At 59.3% G+C, this 25,127-nt stretch carries 21 protein-coding genes; 8 read left to right on the top strand and 13 right to left on the bottom strand.

The window, feature by feature from the left end:
• Positions 1 to 8: 8 nt before the first annotated feature.
• Genes ftsX through ftsY form a run of 3 tightly spaced genes read right to left on the bottom strand, consistent with a single transcriptional unit; the run spans position 9 to position 2,999 of the window.
• Positions 9 to 974, bottom strand: a complete 966-nt coding sequence (gene ftsX, locus DXX3274_RS01310; protein ID WP_042858171.1) for a permease-like cell division protein FtsX — start codon at positions 972 to 974, stop codon at positions 9 to 11.
• Complete coding sequence (gene ftsE, locus DXX3274_RS01305) at positions 964 to 1,632, bottom strand: cell division ATP-binding protein FtsE (RefSeq protein WP_042858170.1); 669 nt, start codon at positions 1,630 to 1,632, stop codon at positions 964 to 966. The genes ftsX and ftsE overlap by 11 nt, the downstream gene beginning before the upstream one ends.
• Before the next feature lie 5 nt (positions 1,633 to 1,637).
• A complete protein-coding gene (ftsY, locus tag DXX3274_RS01300; RefSeq protein ID WP_042858169.1) occupies positions 1,638 to 2,999 on the bottom strand; it encodes a signal recognition particle-docking protein FtsY in 1,362 nt (453 codons plus the stop codon).
• Positions 3,000 to 3,298: 299 nt separating this feature from the next.
• Here ftsY and rsmD point away from each other — a divergent pair, with 299 nt between their 5' ends.
• Both rsmD and DXX3274_RS01290 read left to right on the top strand, forming a co-directional pair.
• Positions 3,299 to 3,922 (top strand): 16S rRNA (guanine(966)-N(2))-methyltransferase, encoded by a 624-nt coding sequence (gene rsmD, locus DXX3274_RS01295; RefSeq protein ID WP_042858167.1) that lies wholly within the window; start codon positions 3,299 to 3,301, stop codon positions 3,920 to 3,922.
• Entirely contained in the window at positions 3,912 to 4,193 is a 282-nt protein-coding gene (locus DXX3274_RS01290) for a DUF1145 family protein (RefSeq protein ID WP_042861791.1), read from the top strand. The genes rsmD and DXX3274_RS01290 overlap by 11 nt, the downstream gene beginning before the upstream one ends.
• Positions 4,194 to 4,253: 60 nt before the next feature.
• On the opposite strand, the gene DXX3274_RS01285 is transcribed toward DXX3274_RS01290, so the two are convergent.
• Complete coding sequence (locus DXX3274_RS01285; protein WP_038664391.1) at positions 4,254 to 4,580, bottom strand: DUF1820 family protein; 327 nt, start codon at positions 4,578 to 4,580, stop codon at positions 4,254 to 4,256.
• Positions 4,581 to 4,853: 273 nt separating this feature from the next.
• On the opposite strand from DXX3274_RS01285, the gene DXX3274_RS01275 reads away from it, so the two are divergent.
• A complete protein-coding gene (locus DXX3274_RS01275) occupies positions 4,854 to 5,483 on the top strand; it encodes a lysoplasmalogenase (protein ID WP_042858165.1) in 630 nt (209 codons plus the stop codon).
• A gap of 44 nt (positions 5,484 to 5,527) precedes the next feature.
• On the opposite strand, the gene tusA is transcribed toward DXX3274_RS01275, so the two are convergent.
• Positions 5,528 to 5,773 (bottom strand): sulfurtransferase TusA, encoded by a 246-nt coding sequence (gene tusA / locus DXX3274_RS01270; protein ID WP_038664384.1) that lies wholly within the window; start codon positions 5,771 to 5,773, stop codon positions 5,528 to 5,530.
• A gap of 410 nt (positions 5,774 to 6,183) precedes the next feature.
• On the opposite strand from tusA, the gene DXX3274_RS01265 reads away from it, so the two are divergent.
• Positions 6,184 to 6,855, top strand: coding sequence for a 7-cyano-7-deazaguanine/7-aminomethyl-7-deazaguanine transporter (locus tag DXX3274_RS01265; protein WP_042858163.1), 672 nt, complete (start codon positions 6,184 to 6,186; stop codon positions 6,853 to 6,855).
• Between the two features lie 171 nt (positions 6,856 to 7,026).
• Complete coding sequence (locus DXX3274_RS01260; protein ID WP_042858162.1) at positions 7,027 to 7,590, top strand: DcrB family lipoprotein; 564 nt, start codon at positions 7,027 to 7,029, stop codon at positions 7,588 to 7,590.
• A 55-nt stretch (positions 7,591 to 7,645) separates the two neighbouring features.
• Here the strand turns inward: DXX3274_RS01260 and DXX3274_RS01255 are convergent, their stop codons facing one another.
• Positions 7,646 to 8,869 carry an MFS transporter gene (locus DXX3274_RS01255; RefSeq protein ID WP_042858161.1) on the bottom strand — a complete coding sequence of 408 codons (1,224 nt, stop codon included), beginning with the start codon at positions 8,867 to 8,869 and terminating at the stop codon, positions 7,646 to 7,648.
• 225 nt (positions 8,870 to 9,094) lie between these two features.
• On the opposite strand from DXX3274_RS01255, the gene yhjD reads away from it, so the two are divergent.
• The 3 genes from yhjD (at position 9,095) to kdgK (ending at position 11,427) form a co-directional block, all read left to right on the top strand.
• Positions 9,095 to 10,081, top strand: a complete 987-nt coding sequence (gene yhjD, locus DXX3274_RS01250; protein WP_042858160.1) for an inner membrane protein YhjD — start codon at positions 9,095 to 9,097, stop codon at positions 10,079 to 10,081.
• A gap of 27 nt (positions 10,082 to 10,108) precedes the next feature.
• On the top strand, positions 10,109 to 10,312 hold the full coding sequence (locus DXX3274_RS01245; protein WP_015848366.1) for a 2-hydroxymuconate tautomerase family protein: 204 nt from the start codon (positions 10,109 to 10,111) through the stop codon (positions 10,310 to 10,312).
• Between the two features lie 182 nt (positions 10,313 to 10,494).
• A complete protein-coding gene (gene kdgK, locus DXX3274_RS01240; protein WP_042858157.1) occupies positions 10,495 to 11,427 on the top strand; it encodes a 2-dehydro-3-deoxygluconokinase in 933 nt (310 codons plus the stop codon).
• Between the two features lie 132 nt (positions 11,428 to 11,559).
• On the opposite strand, the gene DXX3274_RS01235 is transcribed toward kdgK, so the two are convergent.
• The 7 genes from DXX3274_RS01235 to bcsA form a co-directional block, all read right to left on the bottom strand.
• Entirely contained in the window at positions 11,560 to 13,053 is a 1,494-nt protein-coding gene (locus DXX3274_RS01235; protein WP_042858156.1) for a pitrilysin family protein, read from the bottom strand.
• Between the two features lie 383 nt (positions 13,054 to 13,436).
• Positions 13,437 to 14,723: a dicarboxylate/amino acid:cation symporter gene (locus DXX3274_RS01230; RefSeq protein ID WP_042858155.1), complete on the bottom strand. Its 1,287-nt coding sequence runs from the start codon at positions 14,721 to 14,723 to the stop codon at positions 13,437 to 13,439.
• A gap of 398 nt (positions 14,724 to 15,121) precedes the next feature.
• On the bottom strand, positions 15,122 to 16,120 hold the full coding sequence (locus DXX3274_RS01225; RefSeq protein WP_042858154.1) for a glycosyl hydrolase family 8: 999 nt from the start codon (positions 16,118 to 16,120) through the stop codon (positions 15,122 to 15,124).
• 12 nt (positions 16,121 to 16,132) lie between these two features.
• A complete protein-coding gene (gene bcsD / locus DXX3274_RS01220) occupies positions 16,133 to 16,600 on the bottom strand; it encodes a cellulose biosynthesis protein BcsD (RefSeq protein WP_042858153.1) in 468 nt (155 codons plus the stop codon).
• A gap of 2 nt (positions 16,601 to 16,602) precedes the next feature.
• Complete coding sequence (locus DXX3274_RS01215; protein WP_042858152.1) at positions 16,603 to 20,430, bottom strand: cellulose biosynthesis protein BcsC; 3,828 nt, start codon at positions 20,428 to 20,430, stop codon at positions 16,603 to 16,605.
• Between the two features lie 11 nt (positions 20,431 to 20,441).
• Positions 20,442 to 22,973, bottom strand: a complete 2,532-nt coding sequence (bcsB, locus tag DXX3274_RS01210; protein ID WP_042858151.1) for a cellulose biosynthesis cyclic di-GMP-binding regulatory protein BcsB — start codon at positions 22,971 to 22,973, stop codon at positions 20,442 to 20,444.
• A complete protein-coding gene (gene bcsA / locus DXX3274_RS01205) occupies positions 22,970 to 25,060 on the bottom strand; it encodes a UDP-forming cellulose synthase catalytic subunit (RefSeq protein WP_050569781.1) in 2,091 nt (696 codons plus the stop codon). Before bcsA ends, bcsB begins: the two co-directional genes overlap by 4 nt.
• Positions 25,061 to 25,127 lie beyond the last annotated feature (67 nt).

Here is a 25,127-nt window from a genome sequence, read left to right as displayed (position 1 = left end):
AATACAGATTATTCCGGTGTAAAACGGCGTAAATGTTGTACCGTCGCCAGCCAGGCGGCCAGCCAGCCAATCATCACCGCGATCAGAATCAACAGTAACGTCTCATCCCAGCCCAGCCCACGCACCGTGAAGGTGGTGCCGAATACCGCCGCCACCTGCGTCACCGCGTTCGACAGTTTCCACACCAGCGCCTGCGACAGAATCAGCGACAAGATAGCGCCGCAGAACCCCAGCAGCGCGCCGCCATGCAGGAACGGCCGCAGGATGAAACCGTCGGTGGCGCCGATCAGCTTCATCACATTGATGGTTTCGCGGCGGCTGAAAATGCTCAGCCGCACGCTGTTGCCGATCACCAAAAATACCGCCGCCACCATCAGAATCCCGATGGTAGCCGCTATCTGGCCCACCAGCCCGGTCAACGCTACCAGACGGGAGAACCAGCTGTCGTCCATGCGGACCTCGGCCACACCCTGAACGGCGGCGATGCGATCGCGCAGGGTGTTGAGCGTCTGGTTATCCTGAAAACTCAGTTTAGGCGAGACGACCGCCACCGCCGGCAGCGGATTCTCCTCCAGCATATCCAGCGCGCCGCCAAAACCGGACCAGTTGCGGAACTCGCCCATCGCCTCGTTGCGGGACAGATAATTAACCTTGTCTACGCCTTCTTCCGCCTTGATCTTGCCAATCACTGCTTCGGCGGCGTTGTCGTCCAGCGACTTGTCCAGATACACCGTCAGCTGCGGCGTGGGGTACCACTGCGACGCCGCCTGGCTGACGTTTTTCCACACCAGATAACAGATGCTGGGCAGCGTTAGCGAAATGGCGATCACCATGATGGTCAATAATGTCGCCAGCGGTTGGCGCAGCATATCGCGCAGCGTATTGGCCCAGGCATAACGCCACTGTTCCTGCCAGCCGCCTTGCAGAGAACGGGTTTTGCTTCCGGCTCGCTGCGCGCGGGTATTATTCGCCATCGTGGCCTCCCAGCATGTGCCCTTGCGACAATGTCAGCACCCGGTAATGGCGGCGGGCGATAAGCCCGGTATCGTGCGTGGCCATCAACACCGTGACGCCCACGCGGTTAAACTCTTCAAACAAGCGCAGAATGCCTTCGGACAGCGCATCATCCAGGTTGCCGGTCGGTTCGTCCGCCAGCAGCACGGCCGGTTTGTTCACCACCGCGCGGGCGATACCCACGCGCTGCTGTTCACCGCCGGAGAGCTGAATCGGATAGCTGCGCGCCTTGTCGAGCAGCCCGACTTTATCCAGCGCCGCCGACACCCGGCGGCGGATATCTTCGGCACTGGCGCCGGCGATAACGAGCGGCATGGCGACGTTTTCATACACCGTGCGATCCATCAACAAATGGTGATCCTGAAAGATCATGCCGATCTGCCGACGCAGAAACGGCACCTCGCTTTTCCTCAGGCGGCTGATATCGTGACCGCCGAACAGGATGTGGCCCGCGCTTGGGCGCTCAATCCCGCAAATCAGTTTCAGCAGGGTACTTTTCCCCGCGCCAGAGTGACCGGTCAGAAATACCATCTCGGCCGGGCGGATATGAAAATCCACCCCTTGCAACGCCTGACGGCCGCCGAGATACGCCTTACTGACCTGCTCAAACCGAATCATCCGTTTTAATCCTCACGGGCAAACAGGGCTTCAATAAAATCATCCGCCTTGAACGGCCTTAAGTCATCGATACTTTCCCCCACCCCGATGTAACGGATGGGAATGCCAAACTGGTCGGCGATGGCGAAGATCACCCCGCCCTTGGCGGTGCCGTCCAGTTTGGTCAGCGTGATGCCGTTCAGTCCGACCGCCTCGTTGAACAGTTTGGCCTGACTGACGGCGTTCTGACCGGTGCTGGCGTCCAGCGTCAGCATCACTTCGTGCGGCGCGTTTTCATCCAGCTTCTTCATAACGCGCACGATCTTCTTCAACTCTTCCATCAGGTGCGATTTGTTCTGCAAACGCCCGGCGGTATCGGCGATCAGCACGTCGACGCCGCGCGCCTTGGCGGCCTGCAGCGCATCGAAGATCACCGAGGCGGAGTCCGCACCGGTATGCTGCGCCACCACCGGCACATTATTGCGCTGACCCCACACCTGCAACTGCTCCACCGCCGCCGCGCGGAAAGTATCGCCCGCGGCCAGCATCACCGACTTGCCCTGCGCCTGATACTGCCGCGCCAGCTTGCCGATGGTGGTGGTTTTACCCACGCCGTTGACGCCCACCATCAAAATGACGAACGGCGTCTTGCTGTCGATCTCCAGCGGCGCATCTACTTTCGCCAAAATGTCGCTCATTTCCGTTTTCAGCAACGCGATCAACGCTTCGGCGTCTTTCAGTTGCTTACGGCTGGCATGTTCGGTCAGCCGATCGATAATTTTACGGGTGGTTTCCACCCCGACGTCGGCAATCAGCAGTTGCTCTTCCAGCTCGTCAAACAGATCGTCGTCAATTTTCTTGCCGCGAAACAGCCCGACAAATCCGGACCCCAGATTCTGGCGGGTTTTCACCAGACTACGCTTCAGACGGGCGAAAAAGCCCTCTTTGGTCGGGCGTTCCTGTTCCTGCGACACCACCGGCGCAGCCGGAGCAATCACCGTTTCGTGCTCGGACTCAACATCGTCTTCCGCTTCCGCGTCTGTCTGCGGTTCAGCGACAGGCGCGGTCGTCTGCGCTAGCGTTTCCGGCTGTTCGACCAGCGTCGGTGGTACCTCTACCGCAGCCTCAGTCGGTTGCGATTCTGGCGACGACGTCTCCCCGGTTTCATCCAACGCAGTTTCATCCAGCGCGGTTTCAGCCAACATATTGTTCAGCGCCTGCTGCTCCGGTGCTTCATCGCTCGTGTGCTGCGCCGATTCAGGGGCGGCGGGCGTTGCGTCATCGGCCGGCGGCGCTTCCGGTGCCGGTTGCGGTTGTTCGGTTTTATCCTCGTCCTGACGACCTAACCCCAGCCAGGAAAAAAATCCGCGCTTTTTCTCTTTCGCCATCGTGTAATTGCGCTCCTGCCACCCAGTGCGGCTAATCAATAACCAATAGAAGTCAATAAAACAACGAGTTTAACACTTTCCCGCCGCCAGCAACACGCGCCGGACCACCGGGGAGAGCGACAATCTCCGTAACCAGGTGTGTCAAACCCAGGCTATATCCACTGATTTGCGGGATTTTTCCGCGCCGTCTCCCATTAACTGCATCTTTACATTTGCTACACCGGCCGGCGCCGTTAGAATAACGCCTCATCAAATCCGGCGGGCCGCCGCCGGTACCTCATTTCAGCAAAATACAGGCTATGGCAAAACATCAAGCGACATCCGCACCCGGTCAAATCCGCATCATTGGCGGTCAGTGGCGCGGCAGAAAACTCCCCGTGCCGGACAGCCCCGGTTTGCGCCCCACCACCGACCGCGTACGCGAAACCTTGTTCAACTGGCTGGCGCCGGTGATTCAGCAATCACGCTGCCTGGACTGTTTCGCCGGCAGCGGCGCGCTGGGGCTGGAAGCGCTGTCGCGTTATGCCGCTCACGCCACGTTGCTGGAAGCCGAACGCAATGTGGCGCGTCAACTGACGCAGAACCTGTCGCTGCTGCGCGCCGACAACGTCGAGGTGGTGAATGCCGATACTCTGCAATGGCTGGCTAAACCGGCTCCGGCGCAGCCTTACGACGTGGTGTTTCTCGACCCGCCGTTTCGCCGCGGTCTGTTGGACGATACGCTGCGGTTGCTGGAAGCCGGCGACTGGCTGGCAGAAGAAGCCTGGATCTATATTGAAACTGAAGCGGAAAACCGTACGCTAGCCATCCCGTCCACCTGGACGCTGCATCGGGAAAAAACCGCGGGGCAGGTTTCCTACCGTCTTTATATCCGTCACGTATCCGACGCGACCCCAGGAGGCAACGATGAGCATCTGGATTAACCTTGGCCGGCTACTGATGTTGGGCGTATGGGGATTTTTGGTTCTGAACCTCATTCACCCTTTTCCCCGCCCGCTGAATATTTTCATGATCCTGGCAATGGGATTCATGCTGCTGATGCACGGCGTGCAGTTCCTGCTGCTGAAAGCGAGCCAGCCCAAAGACGCGCCGCCGCTCAGCGGGCTGCTGCAATTACGCATCTTCCTGTTCGGGGTATTTGAATTGCTGGACTGGCAGCGCAAACAGCCGACGCCACCGCGCAAACGGCGTTGACCGGCAGACTCGCAATCCGGGGAAACGGCGACGCGATACCGCAAAGCGCCGCCGGACAGGTCAGGGTTTCTTACCTGGCAGAGAAGGGAAATGGGTAACGTTGTCGCCCAGTTCCGAAATACGCGCGCTATCGCGCTCACGCCCGGTCACGGCGTCAATACGAATGACCGCCTGCAGTGGAATATAGCTGCGATCGACGCCGGCAAACTCCGTTTTCAGTTTTTCCGTGGTCGGGTCAACCAGCACGGCGGAGGGGTTGTCGAAAACAAAGTCGGCGATTTCAATAAATCCGAACAGATTGCTCTGCACCAGCTCGCGCACATACAGCTGATAGTTCTTGCCGTTATTCATGAACTGAATGCGGTAAAGTACGGGTTCATTGCTCATTAAAGGTTCGTCTCCTCCGACAGACCGCCGGGTATCATTATTCCGTCATAAAAACTGGCCGCTAACATAACATGAAGCCCGGCGACCCGCAGCCCCGCGCGGGCGGAGACACGCTGTCGGAACGAATCCGCGCAGGATCCGCCTACTATACTTAGGCTGGCTGCGCCCGCTGGGATAACAAACATTGCCGGGTACGTCAGCAAGAAAAGACGGTGCGCCGACTTGCGCCGCATGGCGGAGTTCCACCCGATTCACCACGTTTAAGGACACTGTATGCTCTGGTCTTTTATTGCCGTATTTTTTTCCGGCTGGCTGTATGTCGATGCCAGTTACCGTGGTCCGGCCTGGCAGCGTTGGCTGTTTAAACCCGTCACCCTGCTGTTGATGATGCTGATGGTCTGGCAAACGCCGATGCTCGGCATCCCCGGTTATCTGGTGGTGCTGGGGCTGGCCGCGACGCTGGTCGGCGACGCGCTGATGCAGCTCTCCGGCGATAAACTGCGGTTCGCGCTGTCGGCCTATCTGGCGTCGCACCTGCTTTACACCATCAGCTTTTTCGCCTCCCGGCCATCGCTGGGGATTTTCTGGCCGCTGCCGCTGACGCTGATTATCCTGTCGGCGCTGTTACTGGCGTTACTGTGGTCGCGGCTGGAAGCCGAGCGCCTGACGGTCACCGCGCTGGTGTTGATGACCGCTTTCATGGCGTGGGTGGCGGGGGAGCACTACTTCGCGCTGGGCAACGAATCCAACTTCTCGCTGCTGGTGGGTACGCTGCTGTTATTTGCCGGTCACGCCATCTGGCTGGTGAACCACTTCCGCGTGAACTTCCGCGCCCATCAGGCGCTGGTCGCCATCTGCTACTTTGGCGGCCACTTCCTGATAGTACGCTCGCTTTACGTCTAGCGACGCTGGCCTTCCGGATTCGCCGGAGGGCCGTCAGCCGGCGGTCACGCGCCTTTGCGCAGCAGGTAACGATAAGGCAATTGCTCGGTCACCTGCGCCAGCAACTCATGTTCCATATAACGGCAAAAGCCGGGGATATCGCGGGTGGTTGCCGGATCATCGGCGATAATCAGCAGGGTTTGCCCCGCCTCCATCTGGCGCACCGTCTTGCGCACCATCATTACCGGTTCCGGACAGCGTAGCCCCTGAGCATCCAGAGTGCGGTCCGGATTGGCGAAAATATCGGTCATTCAGCGTCTCATTACGATTGTCGAACAAATTGCGGCTTAGTTTACGCTTCCCGCAAGGGGGGGCAAGCCGCGCGGTTTGCAGCCGACACACCTGCAACTTGAAGTATGACGGGTCTATCGGTCCACGATACGCGCCGCTCTCCGCCTTGATCGCGGTCAGTTGAGCCAACGCTAATAACACGCATAATTGAGGCATCGCCTAACGATTGCAAAGCCGCAACAACGCGGTATGATGCCGACACGTTAGCGTTAAAAAGACGCATATACCCCAAATAAGTCGAGTTGCGTGCGCCCCTCAAGGGTAAGGCCATGCAGGTGAGCCGAGTCATGCAGCAACGTGAAGTATGACGGGTATAACGAGGCAATTTGTCTGGGTTCCCTCACCCCAATAACCAAAAAAAGGTCACATTATGTTTCAGTTTTCCGCACAACAGCGGCTGACAGCGCTGTGCTGGCTATCCCTCTTTCACATCCTGGTGATTATCTCCAGCAACTATCTGGTTCAGCTGCCAATTACGCTTTTCGGCTTTCATACCACCTGGGGCGCCTTTACTTTCCCGTTCATCTTCCTGGCTTCCGATCTGACCGTGCGGATCTTCGGCGCCCCGCTGGCGCGCCGCATTATTCTGACGGTGATGGTGCCGGCGCTGATCGCTTCGTATCTGGTTTCGTCCCTATTCTACAAGGGCGAATGGCAGGGGTTTGGCGCGCTGAGCCAGGTGAACCCGATGGTGGCGCGTATCGCCGCCGCCAGCCTGATGGCCTATGTGTTGGGCCAGATTCTCGACGTGCACGTTTTCAACCGTCTGCGTCGGCTCAAAGCCTGGTGGGCGGCGCCGGCCGCTTCCGCGGTGCTGGGCAACCTCAGCGATACGGTGGCGTTCTTCTTCATCGCTTTCTATCGCAGCACCGATCCGTTCATGGCCACGCACTGGATGGAAATCGCTACGGTGGATTATTTCTTCAAGATCGCCATCAACCTGATTTTCTTCCTGCCGATGTACGGCGTACTGCTTAACATGTTGCTGCGCCGCCTGAGCCAGCCGGGAAGCGACGCGCCGTACCAGGATCAGACCGCCTGATACGCTGTTTTCGCTCATAAACCGGGTTTCGGAATAACCGGAAAAATTGCCTTCCCCTACCTGATTCGGGTGCAAGACAGGGACCGTGATAACAAAACGCTTGTTTTTACGCCCCGAATCAGGTGCCATAGCGCCACTTCTGTTTTTGTTCGTGATAAAGAAAGGATACCCATGCCAAATTTAGCGAAATATATCGGTATTGGTCTGCTGGCCGCCACGCTGGCCGCCTGCGACGGCAACAGCGATAAGAAAACCAACGCGCCGGCCGCCAGCCCCGCGGCGGAGAAAACCACAACGCAGAACGTGTCCCTGCTCTCCGGCAAACTGACCTTTACCCTGCCGGACGGCCTGAGCGATCAGAGCGGCAAACTGGGCAATCAGAACAACAACATGCACGTCTATGCGGATCAGAGCGGCCAGAAAGCCATCATCGTGATTGTGAGTGACGACACGCCGCTGGATCTGCCGGCACTGGGTCAACGTCTTGAAGAGCAGCAACGCGGGCGCGACGCCAACCTTCAGGTACTGGGTAACAAAACCGCCGAGATCAACGGCCATCAGATTCAGCAACTGGACAGCGTCCTGACCAGCAACGGGCAGAAAGCGTTTTCGTCCATCGTGCTGGCCAAAGCGGACAATCGACTGCTGACGCTGCAAATCACGCTGCCGGCGGATAACCTGCAGCAGGCGCAGGCCGACGCCGGTAAGGTAATCAGCACGCTGAAGCTGAACTGATCCCCGCACAGTTTCATCCCCGCCGCGCCGACAACGGCTGTCGGCGGGATTTTGCTCACACCGTTTTCGCGTCGCGCATCCCGCGCTGATACAACCGTACCGTCAGCAACAGCCCAACCAGCGCCAGCCCCGCCGCCGCCAGATAAATGGCATCGATATCGGTATAGGCCATCATGACGCCGGCCGCCGGCCCCACCACCCCCAACGACAAATCAAGAAAGATAGTATAAGTCGCCAGCGCGCTGCCCTGATTCTGCGCCGACACCGCCTTGACCGCCACCACGCCCAGCGCCGGGAACACCAACGAAAATCCGGCGCCGGCGAAAAATGCGCCCGCTTCCGCCATTAGCGGGTACGATGCCAGCCATACCAGCAGCAGACCGGCGCCCTCCACCAGAAAGCAAGCCAGCGCGACCCGCAGGCCGCCAAAGCGGGTAATGACATTCGGGAACAACAGCCGGGTGCCGACAAAGGCGCAGCTGAACAGACTCAGGGTCAGCGCGGCGCCGTCCCACTGACGGCTGGCGTAAAACAGGGTGATAAAAGTCGAGATCACGCCGAACCCGGCGGACGCCAGCGACAGAATCACGCCGTACAGCCAGACCTTGCCGAGTACCTCGCGGAACGGCAGCTTCTTACCCGGCGTCACCGTCACCGCCGGACGGGGCAACGCCAGCAGAATCGCCGCGCCGGCCACCAGCACGATCACGATGGATAGCAACCACAACCCGCCCAGATGATAAATCCACACTCCCAGCGGCGCGCCAATCGCCATCGCGCCGTAGGTCGCCACGCCGTTCCACGAAATCACCCGGCCAATATGCAGCGATCCGACTACGCCGACGCCCCACAAGGTTGCGCCGGTGCCGGCAAAGCTCTGTCCGATGCCCAGCACCAGACGGCCGGCGCACAACAGCGCCAACGCCAGCGCCGGCGAGCCGTCATTCCAGGCCGCCAGCGCATAAAATACGCCGCTCAGCAGCACGCCGGACAACCCAAACACCACCACCTGCTTCGGCCCTTTCTCATCCGCATGACGACCGGCTCGCGGGCGACTGAGCAGAGTAGAAAAATACTGCAGACTGATCACCAGCCCGGCCCAGAAGGCGCTAAACCCAAGCTGTTCATGCACATAACCCGGCAACACCGCCAGCGGCAACCCGATATTCAGATAGCTGGCAAAGTTAAACATCACTACGGACATGATGCGCAAGTTCAGACGCAAGCCGCCGGGAGAAGGTTTGGGCGGCGTAGACACAGGCGGTGTGGAAGCTGGCATGGAGAAATCGGCTCGCTTACGGGTCGCGTCGACAAGCGAACGCGGCAGACATTGTTGAGATTCTGAGTATAAACAAGACACTTGCGTCTTTCAGCACCAATTAGCGTGCGCCGCCATACGACTTTGGTCTCTGCACTTTTACGCTTATGTGACCTCTTTTACACTTATATGACGGGGCCACGCCTGCGTTATACTCTGCAGGATACGTCGCTCAGGAGAGATTGCATGCCTGTGAAGCCCAACCAGCCACGCCCATCGACCGAACAGGACACGCCATCCGGCGCTTCCTGTCAGCGGCTCGGGCACTTAGCAGGCTGGCTGCACCGCATCAGGTCGGTGCCCGTTGTCGCCCATTTTATCCGCGCGGGAGACCGCTTTAACGACCGGATGGGCAACCAGTTCGGCGCCGCCATCACCTACTTTTCGTTTCTGTCGCTGATTCCGATTCTGATGGTATCGTTCGCCACGGCAGGGTTTGTGCTGGCCTCCAACCCCGACCTGCTGACCGGCCTCATCAACCGTATCGTCAACAGCATCAGCGACCCGAGTCTCGCCCGCACCCTGAAGAACACCGTTAATACCGCGGTGCGACAGCGCACCACCGTCGGGCTAACCGGTTTGCTGATCGCGCTCTATTCCGGCGTAAACTGGATAGGCAACCTGCGGGAGGCGATCCATGCCCAGTCGCGCGATGTGTGGGAACGCCAGCCGCACGAGGAAGAGAAAATCTATCTGCGCTACCTGTGGGATTTTCTGTCGCTGATCGGGCTGCTGCTGGCGCTGGTGATCACGCTGTTTCTCACCTCGGTGGCCGGCAGCGCGCAGGCGACGATCGTCCGGGCCTTGGGTCTGGACGGTATTGATTGGTTACGCCCGGTGATGACGATGATTGCGCTGTCTATCTCCATCTTCGCCAACTATCTGCTGTTTTTGTGGATATTGTGGGTGCTGCCGCGCCATAACCCCCGGCGTGGACCGTTGTTGCGCGGCACGCTGATGGCGGCCATCGGCTTTGAAGTGCTGAAATTCGCTATGACCGTGGCGCTGCCTCAGTTGGCGACATCGCCTTCCGGCGCCGCGTTTGGTTCCGTCATCGGCTTGATGACGTTTTTCTATTTCTTTGCCCGCCTGACGCTATTCTGCGCCGCCTGGATCGCCACGGCGGACCCGAAAACCGATATCAACACCCAGACGCCGCTGCCCGGCACCTGACCCCACAGCCTATCAACAGGAGCGACCATGCCTTTCGTCAACATTCGCATCACCAAAGACGGCGCCACCGCCGAACAAAAAAAGCAGCTGATTGCCGGCGTAACCCAGCTGCTGGTGGATACGTTGGGAAAAAATCCGGCCACGACCGTGGTCATCATTGATGAAGTGGAAACCGACAACTGGGGCATTGGCGGACAGAGCGTCACCGAGCGCCGCCAGCAGGCTTCATAACCGGAAACACAACGTATCAATAGGCAACAGTCCGCTAAGGATCGGGATTACAAACGGTTTTCCCGATCCACATCATGAAAAAATAAAACATCGTTTCATCGCTATTGACTCCATGCCGCGTAATGTTGAGACTGGCGCTAGTTTCCGTTTGGTTCACCTTCTCTTTTTACAGGTCAGCTGTCATGACGACGAAGAACATTGCGATTATTGGCGAGTGCATGATTGAACTGTCACAGAAAGGCGCGGATCTCAACCGCGGTTTTGGTGGCGATACCCTCAACACTGCCGTCTACATCTCCCGTCAGGTAAAACCGGACGCGCTTGACGTACATTACGTCACCGCGCTGGGTACCGATTCCTTCAGTAGCGAAATGATGGCCGCCTGGCAAAAGGAAGGGGTCAAAACCGACCTGATCCAGCGTCTGGACAACAAACTGCCGGGGCTGTATTTCATCGAAACCGACGCCACCGGCGAGCGCACCTTTTACTACTGGCGTAACGATGCCGCGGCCCGTTACTGGCTGGAAAGTCCGGATGCCGAAACCATCACTCAGCAACTGGCGCAGTTCGATTACATCTACCTGAGCGGCATCAGTCTGGCGATCCTGAATCAAGCCAGCCGTGCGCGTCTGTTGACGGTGCTGCGCGCCTGCCGCGCCAACGGCGGCAAGGTGATTTTCGACAACAACTATCGCCCGCGCCTGTGGCAGAGCAAAGAAGAAACCCGTCAATCGTACAGCGATATGCTGACCTGCACGGATATCGCGTTCCTGACGCTGGACGACGAAGATATGCTGTGGGGCAACCTGCCGGTAGACGAAGTGCTGAAACGCACCCATAGCGCCGGAGTGACGGAAGTGGTGATCAAACGCGGCGCAGACTCCTGCCTGGTTTCGCTCCAGGGCGAATCGCTGCTGGAAGTCCCGGCGGTAACGCTGCCCAAAGAGAAAGTCGTCGACACGACGGCAGCGGGCGATTCGTTCAGCGCCGGCTACCTGTCCGTGCGTCTGAACGGTGGTAGCGCGCAGGATGCCGCCAAACGCGGTCATCTCACCGCCAGCACCGTCATTCAGTATCGCGGCGCGATTATTCCGCTGGAAGCGATGCCTGCCTAAGCAGGGTTACGCGGCTGACTCAATAAAAAACGCCGGTTCAGTCTGTCATGCTGAACCGGCGTTTTTGTTTTTGTCGGTGCGATCAACGTCGCCGTCTCAACGCGCCGTGCCCGCAGGCACGGCAAGCCGGCGTTAACGCACCGCCGAGGTTTCGTCCTGCGACGCTTTGGCGGCATCCGGCGCGGCGGCAGCGGCGCCATTATCCGGCTGCATGATGCTCATGTAGGTTTCCCGCAGCGCCTTCATGTTGGCTTCCGGCTCGCCCTGCGGCTGTAGCATCACCAGCGTCGCTTCCTGAGACAACTGCTGATGCAGTTCCTGATTCAGCATCTCCAGCGTGACAGACGACAGGTAGTTCTGGCGCAGTTTCTGATACTGCTCCGGCGCAATGTCCACCACCCCGTTTTTCTGCGAACGCAGACGCTGATCCATCAGAATATCGGTACTGGCGCGGGCATACGTGGCAAACAGCTTGCTCAGTTCTTCCGTCTTGCGCGCCATCAACGTGTCAAACTCCGCCTGAGACAGCCCTTTGTCTCGCAGCGCCAGCAGCTCTTTGCTCAGGAAAGTTACGCCGGCCTGCGCCGATTCGCTGGTGACATTGTCCAGATGGATGGCGCACTGGGCGCGGGCATACACCACATTGCAGTCAAAACGCACATTGGTGTCTTTCAGCGGGCTTTTGGTCAGCACCTGCTGCATATGCCAGAACAGCGCTTCGCGCGCCAAATCGCTATGCCAGTAGCGGGCCAGCGCCTGAGAATCGCGGATGGGCTGCCACGGCATGTCCCATACCAGCGACAGGATGTCCTGCTTCACGCCGCTGTCCATCAGGCTGATCGGCGTCGACGGCATCGCGGATAGCGTCGGCAACGGAGAAGGCGTCACCCGCTTGCCCTGCAACGGCGAGAACACTCTGTCGATCTGCTCGGCGATGACGCGGCTGTCGACGTTACCCACCACATACAGCGTCATGGCGTCCGGGGTGTACCAGGTTTTGTAGTATTTGCTCAGCTGTTCGGCACTCGCTGACGCCTTGAGCGGTTGCCCCGGCGCATACGACAACAGCGACGACCCTTTCAGGCGGTAGCGCCAACTCGGGTCTTGCGGATTGGTGGGCGCGGTCGCCACCGGATCAATCATCTTCATCGCCGACGCGATGCGTTTATCATTAATCTGCAACTGGCCCGCGGTGTCCGCCAGCCAGCTCAGCGCATCTTTCAGCAGGTCAGGCCGGTTATTCGGCAGACTCAGATTGTAAGAGGTAAAGTCATACGATGTGGTAGCCGGAGGCAATGGTCGGGTTTCGCTCTCAGACTGCTGCCACAACGACGGTAACTGCCCGGCGGAAAAGGTGTCGCGCGGCAACAACGCCAGGCGCGGAATAAAATGGGAAAACCCCGTCTGTTGCGCATTTTCCGTCAATGAACCGGTATTAATCATCAGCCGTAGTTCAATCCGGTCGCTGGGACGCTGAGGTGTTGCAAGAAGCTGCCAGCTAAAGCCGTTATCCAGCTTGCCCTGTTGCCAGGCGGGATCGGGTTGTAGTGTTTCAGCCTGCACGTTGCCGACGGCGGCCGCCAGCAACACTCCACCAACAAAAAGGCCAAATTTGGTGCCTTGCATGTGAACCCCTACTTTAATCACTAACCAATACAGTATGTTTTTGTGAATTCGAGCGGCATCGTCCTGCCGCCTCACGTGTTATACCCCAAATCATTCGAGTTGCCGGGCAAGACGCATACGCGCCTTGTAACGCGGGGCGTGTGAGGGCAGCCAACGCACCTGCAACATGAAGTATGACGGGTATATTCGCCCCACAAAAAAAGAGAAGCGAAGTGTACCATCCCGTTAGACAGCGTGCTTTCGTCTATGTCACTCAACAACGTGAAATAAAGAGCAAAAAAGTTAAAGGCGTCTAAATCTAGCACAGAATGGATAAGAATTACCCACAGTCCGCGAAGCGAACTGTGGGTAACTGGCAGGAAGGAATCCGCGTGAACGCGCTATCAGGACGGACGGGATTCCGCCGCCGGACCGTCATCACGGCCGGACAGCACGTTGTTCATCTGTTTGGAATCAAGCTGCTTACACCATTTGGCTACCACTACGGTCGCCACGCCGTTACCAACCAGGTTAGTCAGCGCGCGAGCTTCGGACATGAAGCGGTCGATGCCCAGAATCAGCGCCAGACCGGCAAGCGGCAGATGCCCTACGGCGGAAATGGTGGCTGCCAGCACGATAAAGCCGCTGCCGGTCACGCCCGCCGCCCCTTTGGACGACAGCAGCAGCACCACCAGCAGGGTGATCTGATGCCAGATATCCATGTGGCTGTTGGTCGCCTGGGCGATGAACACCGCCGCCATGGTCAGATAAATCGAGGTACCGTCGAGGTTGAAGGAGTAACCGGTCGGAATCACCAGACCCACCACCGATTTCTTACAACCCAGTTTTTCCATCTTCTCCAGCATACGCGGCAGCGCGGACTCGGAAGAGGAGGTCCCCAGTACGATCAGCAGTTCTTCACGAATGTAGCGAATGAACTTGAAGATGCTGAAACCGGTAGCTCTGGCGATAGACCCCAGCACCAGCACCACAAACAGGATACAGGTGATGTAGAAGCAGATGATCAACTGCCCCAACTGCACCAGCGTGCCTACGCCATACTTACCGATGGTGAAGGCCATCGCGCCGAATGCCCCCAGCGGCGCCAGACGCATGATCATGTTGATGATGCCGAAAATCACTTTGGAGAAACTTTCGATCACGTCGAAAATCAGCACGCCCTTGTCGCCCAGACGGTGCAGCGCGAAACCGAACATCACCGCAAACAGCAGCACCTGCAGGATGTTGCCGCTGGCGAAAGCGCCAATCACGCTGGAAGGAATCACATCCATCAGGAACGGCACCACGCCTTGCTTACCGGCTTCAGTAGCGTAGTTCGCTACCGCGGCCACGTTCAGCGACGCCGGATCCACGTTCATACCCACGCCAGGCTGCAGCACGTTCACCACCACCAGACCGATGATCAGTGCCAGCGTACTGACAATTTCAAAATAGAGCAGCGCAACGGCGCCGGTACGCCCGACGGCTTTCATACTCTCCATCCCGGCGATCCCGGTGACGACGGTACAAAAGATCACAGGCGCGATCACCATTTTGATTAATTTCACGAATCCATCGCCCAGAGGCTGCATTTGCTGCCCCAGTCCCGGGTAGAAGTGACCCAGCAATATCCCTATGGTAATAGCAGTAAGCACTTGAAAGTAGAGACTTTTGAATATTGATTTTTTCATAGTGTGACGTCCTTTGATGGGAAAACACACGGGGGACAAAGAACGATAAAGTTGCCGCCTGTGCTTGCGCCGGAAAATAACACCCTGATAACAGGCTGAATACTTTTATAACTTTAGTTTGTGAACATCCGGTTAAAAACAAGAGCTGAATCGCTTCAACAGATTCTTCCCAAAAACATTGCATTAATTTATCGGTAACATCACGCATGACTAACGCCGTCTCAACCTCGCGGCAAACCGCGTCATTACTCTATTCTGCGCTGATTCATAAGAATTTTTTGTGAATGGGATCACGAGTAACAACCAGGTTAACAAAGCGTGAAATATGCTATGTCTGAGGGATAGAAATGGGGGAAATGGCGAGGACGATGTCCTCGCCATGTGTACCGCAGGATAGGTTATTTAGCGCGAGCCAGAGTGGCCAGCAGGCGCAGGCTGGACGAGTAGTAATCTTCCGATGCGCCGGGTAGATCGCTGAGTTCGTCGAAGCTACCCATCGTCAGGTCGCGTACCGCCAGTAAGCCGCCCTGCATGTTGTAAGCCGCGGTGTTATTGCTCAGCACATCGATCCAGGCCGGTGTCGTCAGACGGGCATAATTACGCCAGTACAGTTGGAACGGCACCAGCGCCGTCGTTTTGGCGTCATACCAATACAGGTACAGCGGAATACGAATGGCGTCGTAACTGAAACGCGACGGCCAGGCCGTCGCCGGCGCCATCGATCCATCCGCGTTCAGCGCTACCCAGTCCGTCGGCAACCCGACCTGACCGAAACGCATTTCGCCGACCAGCGACAGGCTGTCGTCAATCAGTTTCCGCCACACCTGAAGATGGCTACGGTTAGCAAAGTCGCGCCAGGCCGGGAACAGGAAATATGACGGGTTAAGGATCACATAGCTGTTCTTGTTGAAGCCATAGGCGCCGGGCAACATCACGGTGCGGCCCGCAAACTGAGTGATATTATTGGCGATGATCGCTTTCTGGATACTGTCCGACGCCTGCAGGTAACGGTTGTCCTGCCACTTATTTCCCGCTTTTAACAACGCCCAGGCGATCAGCACATCGCCATCCGAGGCGTTGTTTTTATCCACCACCGGATTGGCCGCCGACGGGTCGTAACGCCAGTAGAACAGGCCGCCGGTCGTGTTCTGCAGGTGGCTTTGCGTCCAGTTCCACAGGCTATCGAACGCACTCCGATCACCATAATGCACCGCCATCAACATGGCGAATCCCTGGCCTTCGGTATGGCTGACATTCTTGTTGCCGGTATCCTGAATGCGCCCGTCCGCGGTCATGAAACGGCTTTTATAGATTTCCCAGCCGTTTGCCGCCGTTGCCGACGCACTGAACAGCACCATCAGCATCAACGCCCAACAACGCCACATTGGCTTTACCATTACGCCTCCGACTCAGTGTTGGTAACGGAACAGCAGGGTCGATTCATCGTCGGTTTCTTCACAGGACAGCGGCACGGACTCGACGCCGCCCTGCTCACGCAGCCAACGGCTGTAGAGCCCCTGCAACACCGCCGCCATCGCCATACGCCATCTGGCGCTGCCCGACGTATTGACGGAGACGGGCAACGCCAGATGATAAATCTCCAGTCGGTTTTCATACGGGCGCAGGTCCACGCATCCCCAGTGAAACAGAGACAGCACCCGATTGATCTCCCGTTCCAGGTCCACCACCGTCACCGCCGCTGACAACGGATAGCGGGCGGCCAGTTGCCCACCCATATGACGCAAAAACGCCAGCCCTTCCTGCTCACCGGCGTTATCCATCATCCCGTCGACGATCACGCCGAGCAGATCCGCCCAACCGGGCGGCAGTTGCTGCTGGCGATAATAGTTCAATGCATGCTGTTGCAGGTCACTCATGCTTATTTGCCTCCGAGCCCATAGCGGAAATAGAGCTGGGCCGTGGTTTCGTTATAGTTGCCAAAGGTGTCATAGCCCATCTGTCCGCCAACGGTCACGTCTTTGGTGACGCGATAATCCGCGCCGACATGCGCGTTATAGCCAATGCCGCTCTTGCTGTCGCCTGCGTAACGGGACTCTGTTGACCCACCTCGCGCCACCGCATTCTCCAGCAACGTTTGCAGGTCAGGGTCATTGGGGAAATACACGCTGCCGTCGCGCGAGTAGGATTGATACCCCACCGTCACGCCCGCTTTGACGCTCAGGTTGTCGTATTTCTGACTCCACTCCACCGGCAGCGACACTGACACGTAGTTCTGCGGGCTGAAATAGCCCCCCTGGCCGTAGCTGTAATAGCTGAGATCTTGGGAAAAATTCATCCATCCCAGGTTCACACCGACCTTCAGTTCACGATCGTTACTGTGGATTGGGCGAACATAAACCCCTGTATTCGCCATCGCGCCGGTATTGTTCTTCACATTTTCGCCAAGATAACTGTACAGGCCGCCACCGCCATAAAAACCGATGTCGCCGTTGTCATAACTTAGCATCACGTTGCCGCCGTTCTTGGTGACCTGCCCCCAGCGTTTGCCGGTCAGTTGGTCACGGCCACCAACATAAGACAATAGGCTATCCGTTACCGCACGGCGCTCGCCGGTCATCACCAGCGTCAGAAAATCGGTCAGCTTCGGCGACCACTGCACCCCACCCACCAGCGTATTCAGGTCCTGGCCCAACGGAGTACTGCCGAAGTCGAGTTTATAATTCTTACCGATCAACGCCAGATTCAGTTCCGCGCCGGACATCCGTTGCTGCTTAATCGACCCTGCAGCATTAGGGCCAGATAACCCTAATGCAGCCTGAGCTTCCGGATTAGGAGACTGGAATAACGACTGGACGCCAAAAGTCTTCAGACCGTTGCTATCCACAGAACCGGCGTTCATGGTAACGGGGGTTATGCCGAAATTGATACGCGAACTGCCAAACAGACCGCTCGACCAGGTCAACGGCGCTTTCGCCTCGGTAAATCGGCTCAAACCCGAATCGCCATCACGGGCACGAATCTGCACTCCGGACTGCACCCAGCCGCCGGTATCCCGCTCCAGATCGGCCATCATGCCGTTAATCTGGGTCAGCGTAGCAGCCTGTTGTTGTGTGGTGGTGGCTCCGGCCACCACCACCGCGGTGTCGCCACTGGCGACACCGTTACGCTGCTGCCACGGCATCACGCTGCCATAGGAGGAAGCACCGTTGGCGACGCGAGTAGCCGCCGGCGTCGAACGATCGATGAACGGATTGTCCGTCATCGCCAGTCCGCCGATCGCCGGCGCGTTGCCTGGCGCAGCGCCCTCCAGCCCCACCGCTTTCGAGCGGGCGGTTCTCAGATAAGCCAGCGCCTGATCGCGGTTGCCTTCGGCGTCCGCGATCCGAGCCAACAGCAGCAACCGCTCCGGCGTCTGCTCGCCCTGCAAGCCGGTGGACAACGCATGCGCCTTTTTAGGGTCGTGACGTTCCAGCGCCACATTAATGGCGCCGACGCGCGCGTCCTGCGTCGGGTTATCGTGCAACAACAGGTAGTCGTAAACGTCCGCCGCCTCTTTGTTCATTTTGCCGGACTGGTATAGCCGGGCCATGGCGAACATCAGATCGGTATTTTTCGGATCGCGCTGCAGCGCACGGGCCAGCTTGTCGTAAGCCTGCGCATACTGCTGGTTTTCGCGCAGGCGATCGGCTTCGCGCACCACGAAACCGGTACGCAATCCATCCAGTTGCGTCGCGCTGCTGCGCGCCATCAGTTCCGGGCGGCTCAGCCACGACTGCGCTTCATCGCTCAGCCCGGCCTGATTCAGCACCCCAACCTGATCGGCGTAATCGCCGGCGGTGCCCTGTACGCCGCGTTGCATGTTGTTGCGCACCACCGCTACCGCTGCGGCGGTATCGCCGGCAGCCGCCAGCGACTGGGCCAGTTTGCCCGCGTCAGCCGGGTTTTCCGGCGGCGCCACCGACAACGCCCGCAGGGTGTTGGCCGCCGCGGCGTTTTCGCCCCGCGACAGATAAACCTGGGCGGTCGCCATCTGCAGATTGAAATTGACCCGCTGCGCCAGGCTCCGGGTATCTTCATTCTGGTTGCGCGGCGGAATGCGCGACAGCAACGTGCTGGCCTGCTGCCAGGCGTTATTTTCACTGGCGAACAACGCGGCGGCGTACAGGTCGTCCGCACTGGCGCCCGCGCGGAACAGCGGCTGCATCAGAGACGTGGCGGCAGCCGTATTCCCCTGCTGCTGGTAAATCCGCGCCAGATCGAGCTTCAGCCAGCCATCGTTCGGGAAACGCGCCATGCCCTGCTGCAACAGGCCGATGGCGCGGACGGTATCGCCCGCCGCCAGCGCCTGTTTGGCTTCATTGCGCACCGGCGAGCTGGTAGCGACCGGGCGCGGCGCCATGCTGCGCCGCACACTCTCCGGCAAGGCCGAGAACAGCGTATTGGCCTCATCAGCGCGGTTCTGTTCGCGCAGTACGTAATACAACCCTTCTTTGGCGTTGCGATTATCGGCGTCGGTTTGCAGAACGTCGCGATAGAGCCGTTCCGCCTGCGGGAAGTTGTTGGTGCGGCGCAGCACGTCAGCCCGGAACAGTTTCGCCGTCAGCCCTTTGTCGCCGCCGGCCTGCGCCAGCGGTTCGCTCAGGGTCAGCGCCTGCGCCGTATTGCCGTTCTTCATCGCCTGCTGGGCATTCGCCAGTTGGGCGTAGAAACGAGCGTCTTCCGCCTGCTGTTGGCGCTGCGTGCTGTTCTCGCCGCCTTGCCGGGCCGCCCGCTCCAGATAGGACGCCGCAGCGGCAAAATCGCCGCGCCGCTGGGCGGCATACCCCATCCCCGCCAGCGCATCCGCGTCTTCCGGGTTAGTCTGCAGCACCTGGTTGAACGCGGTTTGCGCGCTGGACAGATCGCCGCTATTGAGTGCGGTAAACCCTTTGTCTTTCTCGCTGCCGCCCACGTTTTTGCGGTAATAGTCTATCACCGCCGTGTCCTGCGGGTGCCGCTGCTGGTAGAGCTGATAGAACGGCGCGTCGTCCGCTTTCGGCCCCAGCCACAGCAGCGCCTGCCGCATCGCCTGATCGGCATCGGCGCTGCCGGACGCCAGCCCGCTCAGGATCTGCACCCCTTCGCGGCGGGTCGGCTCCTGATAGGTCAGCGCCTTGCCGAGCGCCACGGCGGCATTGGTGTCCTGCGGATGCGCCGCCGCAAATTCGCGCAGATGGTCAATCGCCTGCGGCAACAACGTGCGGTCGCCCGCCATGGTCAGATAGTATTCCGCCGCAATGCCGGCAGGCGGCTGGGTACCGCTGAACAGATTGCGCCAGGTTTGCAACGAGGCGCTGATATTGCCGCTGCGCGCCTGCTGACGCGCCAGCGCCAGTTGCGCCTGCGGAATAGTCGCGGCCTGGCGGGCGTTGTCCAGCGCCTGCAACAACGGGTCCTGCGGCGATGCCTTGCTCAGGCGTTCGCGCCATTTGGCCGCTTCGGCGCTGTCGCCGCTGTTTTGGGCATACAGCGCCATCAGGTAAAGCGCGCGCGGGTTGTTGGCATCCACCATCAGGATTTTCTGCAGCGCGTCGCGGGCAAGATCGTCGTGAGAGCGCTGATGCCAGTAATCCGCCTGTTCAAACAGCGCCTGCAGCGCCGGATTAGCCTGCGCCGCCAGCGCGGAGGCCGACAGTACGCCGCCGACCACCACCCCGGTGAGAGACAGTGACTGACGGATGCGGGCTGTTAATGTCGTCATCTTCATAGGTGGCTCGCTTATTTTTTATCTAAACCCGCATCGCGTCGGGTCGACAGCCTTTTCTCCGCCAGCCGCCGGAGGATCGACGCCAGGCTAAGCCCCACGGCCGCCGCCAGCAGCAACGCCGCCAGCGCCAGCAACACCGAGTGCTGATTGGCGTACCAGACAATCATCATGTACCAGGGCATTTCGCCGCTGGGGAACTGCGGCCCGACCCGGAAACTGCGCACGCCGTTTTCATCGGTGATGATGGCGGTATCGCCCCGCACCGCGGCGTTGATGTTCGGCGAGTTCAGGTCGCCATACAGCCGCAACAACTGTTCATCGCCGCTGCCGGTAGCGACCACGACCACTCGCTCGGGGTTCCACGGCGACCGGTAGCTGAGGAAACCGCGCCAGGCCTCGTTGGACGAGAAATAGCGGTCCGCATCCAGCGGCGCGCGGTCCCAATCGCCGGTCAACAGGGTTCGTGCGCGTTCCCACGCGCCCGGCGCTCTGACGCCGAAGGTGCGGTCGTTAACCGTGTAGGGCGAACCAGACAGCAGGTTCTGATTGAACGCGGCCTGCGACAGCGTGGTGACCGCCAGCACGTCGCTGTTTTCGAGCTTCTGGCGATCCGCCGCGTTAGCCGGCAGGCCGAACATCACGCGGTTGTGATTGAGACTCACGCCGGTGGCGTCGCTGGCGCGGCCGGCCAGATCCAGCAACAGGCCGATTTCGGCGTTGGTGGGTTTTTCCGGCAGCAGCATCACCGTCTGGGCGTAATCCGCCTGACGGGTAAACGGAAACGCCACGCCCACGAAATAGGAGAGATTCGGCAGCAGGGTGAAATGGCGCGTCCGGCTCAGATCGATCGACGCGCTGTCGGCAATCTGGCTCTTGATGTTGTTGTTGAGCAACACGCTGCAAGGCGCATCATCCTTGGCGCGAATGTTGAAATAGAGCTGGAACTGGTTGTAGCCGTAAATCAGATACGGCTCGACCTTCAGCGTATAGTTTTCCTGACGGGTATCGCCGCCCATTTCGCGCCACAGTTGCTGCAACACGCCGATTTTGTTCACCGTCAGGTTGCGCAGGAAGGTGCCGTTGAGCATCACGTTCAGGTATGAGCGGCTTTCGTCAATCCAGCTTTCCGACGGGAAGCGGTAGTCGACTTTCACCGGAATGGTGTCGCCGTCCCACAGGAACAAATCCGGCGCGGCGCGGAAGTTGATGCGCAACGCCTCATGCCACAGCCCGCTGACCGTCATGCTTTGATCATTACGCAACAGTTCGCTCAGCCGTACCGGCCGGTCGGTGTTGATCCAGCGCGGCGCGTCATAGGCGCGACGGAACGGTATGGTCTGCTGCGCCACCGACAGGGTTGAGGCATCGCCAGTCAATGGCTGGCTGACCAGACGGTACGCCGCCTGTCGCAACTGTTCGTCATCCTTGCCCACTACCAGCATCAGTTTGTAAACCGGGTTTACCGGGTTATCAATCAGTTGCAGCGTGGGGCCGGTAACCTCCGGCAGCGTCAGCGTGCCCACTTTGTCCCCAGGGCGGCCAAACACCATGCCGCTCTTCTCGGGCAACGCATCGCGTATTACCGGGAAAGTCACGCCGTAGCCGTCCATGCGCATCCCCAGCCAGGAGGCCACCAGCGATGCCGCGCTAACCTGCTCGGGGGTGACATCGGCCGGAAATACCATCGGCACGGTGGCGGGCGTCATCTGCAACGGGTCGATAAACGGCCGCGGGAAATTCTCCAGCCGGGTGCCGATATCCAGTTGCTGACCTTCCAGATTCAGGGTGGTGGTCGGCAAAATCGTCAGGTTGTAGCGGGTCGCGCTGTCGCGCTCACACAGCAGGCGATCGGCGTCGTTGATGCGAAAACTCAGGTTGTTGCTGGACACCACCATCGCGGCGGGAATATCCAGTTGAAACAGCGTGCTGTCGCCGGTGGCGGCGTTGAGCGGCACGGTGCCGAGCGGCTGACCGTTCAGCATCAGCTGCATCGAGGTATTAAGCGCCGCCAGTTCTGGCGACACCCGTAGCGCCAGATCCAGACGCGCGTTGGTCACCACCTGATCGCCGGGCAGGGTAAAAATCACCCCGGCCTGAGCCTGACCGCCCGCCAGCGTAATGCCATGAGTTTGCCCCATCTGCGCCACGGAGACGCTGCTGGCCAGCGGCTGGTAACCCGCCGCAGTCTGATCGCCGACGGGCGTCGGCAACAGCATCGAAGGCGTGGTCAGCGACGGCGGCGCAGGAAAATCCGAGGCCGTCGGCGCCGCGGCTGGCGTGACCGCAGACGGTATCGCCGGCGAAATCAGCGGCGACGTTACCGGCGGCATCGCCGGCAGCGCCGTGGTCGGGGCCGCAGCGGAGTCCGTAACCGGCGCCGGTTCGGCCGCGGCGGGCTGTGGATTGCCGCCGCCGGGGCTGAGCATGGCGGGCAGCGGCTCATCCGCCGCATCGCCGGCGGCCAGCGCCCCGTTACCGCCCAGCGTCAACACGCTGCCCACGCACAGGGACAGCAGCGCTTTCATAAAACGTGGCGTCATCATGCGGCGACGTCCTCCTTCTTCAGGTCCGCTTTCCTGCCGCGGCCTCGCAAACTCATCCAGAAGAACGTGCAAACGGTGCGAACCACCGCCCACAGCGAACGCAAAGGGCGGTCCTGCGGCCACGGCGGATTCATCCAGGCATCCGCGCGCGACAACACCACCCGCACCAGCGCCCGGCGCTGGGCTAACGGAATATCGACGAATTGCAGGCGAATGATGTCGTCATCCGCCGCCACCAACTGCACCGGCAGGCAGATTTCGCTGGATTGCAGCAACAGTTCAACGGCCTCAATTTCATCGGTTTTATGACGCTGATCCGGCGCTTTGAGCTGCACCCCGCCCATCGACAGGTTGATGGTGGTGGCGCGGGACGCGATACCGCTGGCGTAATGGATGATAGCGGGTACGTCTGCATCGACGCGGATGGTTTTGCGCACTTGTTTGGTTTCCCGCGCCACGGCAATCGCCGCCAGCAGAGTCAGCAAACTGAGCAATGCCCACACCAGGTTCAGCACGATCACATAGGGGTCAACGTTGAAATAATCATGCGCCGCGATGCGGGTTATGCCGGCCAGAACGCCCGCCCCCAGCAAAACCGCGGCAACGATGTGCGGCCGCACAATGCGAAAATCAAAAAAGCCTTCGTCCAACAGGCCGCCTTTATCGGTCACGTTGAATTTGCCGCGCGTCGGCGAAAACAGGGTGACCAGCGTCGGGATCACCAGATGGAACGCCATCACCGTTTCGTAAATCTCGCCCCAGAAGCTGTAACGGAAACGCCCGTTCATGCGCGAGTTGAGGTACATCGATATCACCAGATGCGGCAGCGCATAGGCAAAGATCATCGCCGCCGAGGCATGAATGATATTGAGGTTGAACAGCAGGTAGGCCAGCGGCGCGGTCAGGAACACCACCCGCGGCAGGCCGAACTGGAAATGCAGCATGGCGTTGAGGTAGCACAGCCGCTGCTGCCAGCTCAGCCCGCGCCCCAGCAGCGGGTTATCAATCCGGAAAATCTGCGTCATGCCGCGCGCCCAGCGGGTACGCTGGATCACGTGCAGCACCAGCCGTTCGGTCGCCAGGCCCGCCGCCAGCGGAATCGCCAGAAAAGCGGATTTCCAGCCTTTGCGCTGCATCTTGATGGCGGTGTGCGCGTCTTCCGTCACGGTTTCTACCGCAAAACCGCCGATCTCATCCAACGCCGCACGGCGAATCACCGCGCAGGAACCGCAGAAAAAGGCGGCGTCCCAAAGGTCATTACCCTGTTGCACCGGTCCGTAAAACAGCGCGCCTTCGTTCGGCATGTCGCGCGCCGCACGCAGGTTACGCTCGAACGGGTCCGGCGAATAGAAATAGTGCGGCGTCTGCAACAGCGCCAGTTTCGGATCCGACAGGAACGGGCCAACCGTGGCCTGCAGGAAGATGCGCTTGGCGACGTGGTCGCAGTCAAACACGCAGATCAGTTCGCCCTGAGTCAGTTTAAGCGCGTGGTTGAGGTTACCGGCCTTGGCGTGCGCGTTGTTATCACGGGTGATGTAACCGACGCCGGCCTGCGAGGCGAACACGGCAAACTCGCTGCGCCTGCCGTCATCCAGCAGATAGATTTTTATTTTGTCGCGCGGGTAGTCGATACACTGCGCGGCCAGCACCGTATCGCGCACCACATCCAGGCTTTCGCTATAGGTTGGGATATACACATCCACCGTCGGCCATAGCTGGGTGTCTTCCGGCATCGGCTCAATGACGCGCTCCAGCGGCCAGGCGGTCTGGAGAAAACCCAATAGCAGAACGACCCAGACATAGAACTCGGCGATAAATAACCCGATGCCAAGGATGGCTTCAATTTCAGAATTGAAATGCAGGGTTTCCGTTGCGCGCCAGTATATATAGCGGGTCGAGGTCAATATCGACAGGACAATCAGTATGACCGTCACCTGTCGGCGCTTGGTCAGACCCAGCAAAAACATCAACGCTATGCTGATCAGACCGAATATATATTGTTTTTCACTGTCCATCGGGGTGATGACAATCACCGCCGCAACCGGTAGCAATAACAATAACAAAGCTAAAAACAGGATTTTTTTCATCGATTATCCTGATATTTAATGGATAGGAAACGTCCGCGCGAGCATGCCTCGCGCCGAAAAAACCAGC

Source organism: Dickeya sp. NCPPB 3274 (assembly GCF_000406205.1).
GTDB classification, from domain to species: Bacteria; Pseudomonadota; Gammaproteobacteria; order Enterobacterales; family Enterobacteriaceae; genus Dickeya; species Dickeya fangzhongdai.
Note: the sequence above shows the minus strand (reverse complement) of the source record. Positions and strands in the feature narration are given on the sequence as shown.

Excerpts from the sequence above, each read along its gene's own strand:
- ftsX (WP_042858171.1), bottom strand. The coding sequence starts at position 974 with ATGGCGAATAATACCCGCGCGCAGCGAGCCGGAAGCAAAACCCGTTCT.
- ftsE (WP_042858170.1), bottom strand. The coding sequence starts at position 1,632 with ATGATTCGGTTTGAGCAGGTCAGTAAGGCGTATCTCGGCGGCCGTCAG.
- ftsY (WP_042858169.1), bottom strand. The coding sequence starts at position 2,999 with ATGGCGAAAGAGAAAAAGCGCGGATTTTTTTCCTGGCTGGGGTTAGGT.
- rsmD (WP_042858167.1), top strand. The coding sequence starts at position 3,299 with ATGGCAAAACATCAAGCGACATCCGCACCCGGTCAAATCCGCATCATT.
- DXX3274_RS01285 (WP_038664391.1), bottom strand. The coding sequence starts at position 4,580 with ATGAGCAATGAACCCGTACTTTACCGCATTCAGTTCATGAATAACGGC.
- DXX3274_RS01275 (WP_042858165.1), top strand. The coding sequence starts at position 4,854 with ATGCTCTGGTCTTTTATTGCCGTATTTTTTTCCGGCTGGCTGTATGTC.
- tusA (WP_038664384.1), bottom strand. The coding sequence starts at position 5,773 with ATGACCGATATTTTCGCCAATCCGGACCGCACTCTGGATGCTCAGGGG.
- DXX3274_RS01265 (WP_042858163.1), top strand. The coding sequence starts at position 6,184 with ATGTTTCAGTTTTCCGCACAACAGCGGCTGACAGCGCTGTGCTGGCTA.
- DXX3274_RS01260 (WP_042858162.1), top strand. The coding sequence starts at position 7,027 with ATGCCAAATTTAGCGAAATATATCGGTATTGGTCTGCTGGCCGCCACG.
- DXX3274_RS01255 (WP_042858161.1), bottom strand. The coding sequence starts at position 8,869 with ATGCCAGCTTCCACACCGCCTGTGTCTACGCCGCCCAAACCTTCTCCC.
- yhjD (WP_042858160.1), top strand. The coding sequence starts at position 9,095 with ATGCCTGTGAAGCCCAACCAGCCACGCCCATCGACCGAACAGGACACG.
- DXX3274_RS01245 (WP_015848366.1), top strand. The coding sequence starts at position 10,109 with ATGCCTTTCGTCAACATTCGCATCACCAAAGACGGCGCCACCGCCGAA.
- kdgK (WP_042858157.1), top strand. The coding sequence starts at position 10,495 with ATGACGACGAAGAACATTGCGATTATTGGCGAGTGCATGATTGAACTG.
- DXX3274_RS01235 (WP_042858156.1), bottom strand. The coding sequence starts at position 13,053 with ATGCAAGGCACCAAATTTGGCCTTTTTGTTGGTGGAGTGTTGCTGGCG.
- DXX3274_RS01230 (WP_042858155.1), bottom strand. The coding sequence starts at position 14,723 with ATGAAAAAATCAATATTCAAAAGTCTCTACTTTCAAGTGCTTACTGCT.
- DXX3274_RS01225 (WP_042858154.1), bottom strand. The coding sequence starts at position 16,120 with ATGGTAAAGCCAATGTGGCGTTGTTGGGCGTTGATGCTGATGGTGCTG.
- bcsD (WP_042858153.1), bottom strand. The coding sequence starts at position 16,600 with ATGAGTGACCTGCAACAGCATGCATTGAACTATTATCGCCAGCAGCAA.
- DXX3274_RS01215 (WP_042858152.1), bottom strand. The coding sequence starts at position 20,430 with ATGAAGATGACGACATTAACAGCCCGCATCCGTCAGTCACTGTCTCTC.
- bcsB (WP_042858151.1), bottom strand. The coding sequence starts at position 22,973 with ATGATGACGCCACGTTTTATGAAAGCGCTGCTGTCCCTGTGCGTGGGC.
- bcsA (WP_050569781.1), bottom strand. The coding sequence starts at position 25,060 with ATGAAAAAAATCCTGTTTTTAGCTTTGTTATTGTTATTGCTACCGGTT.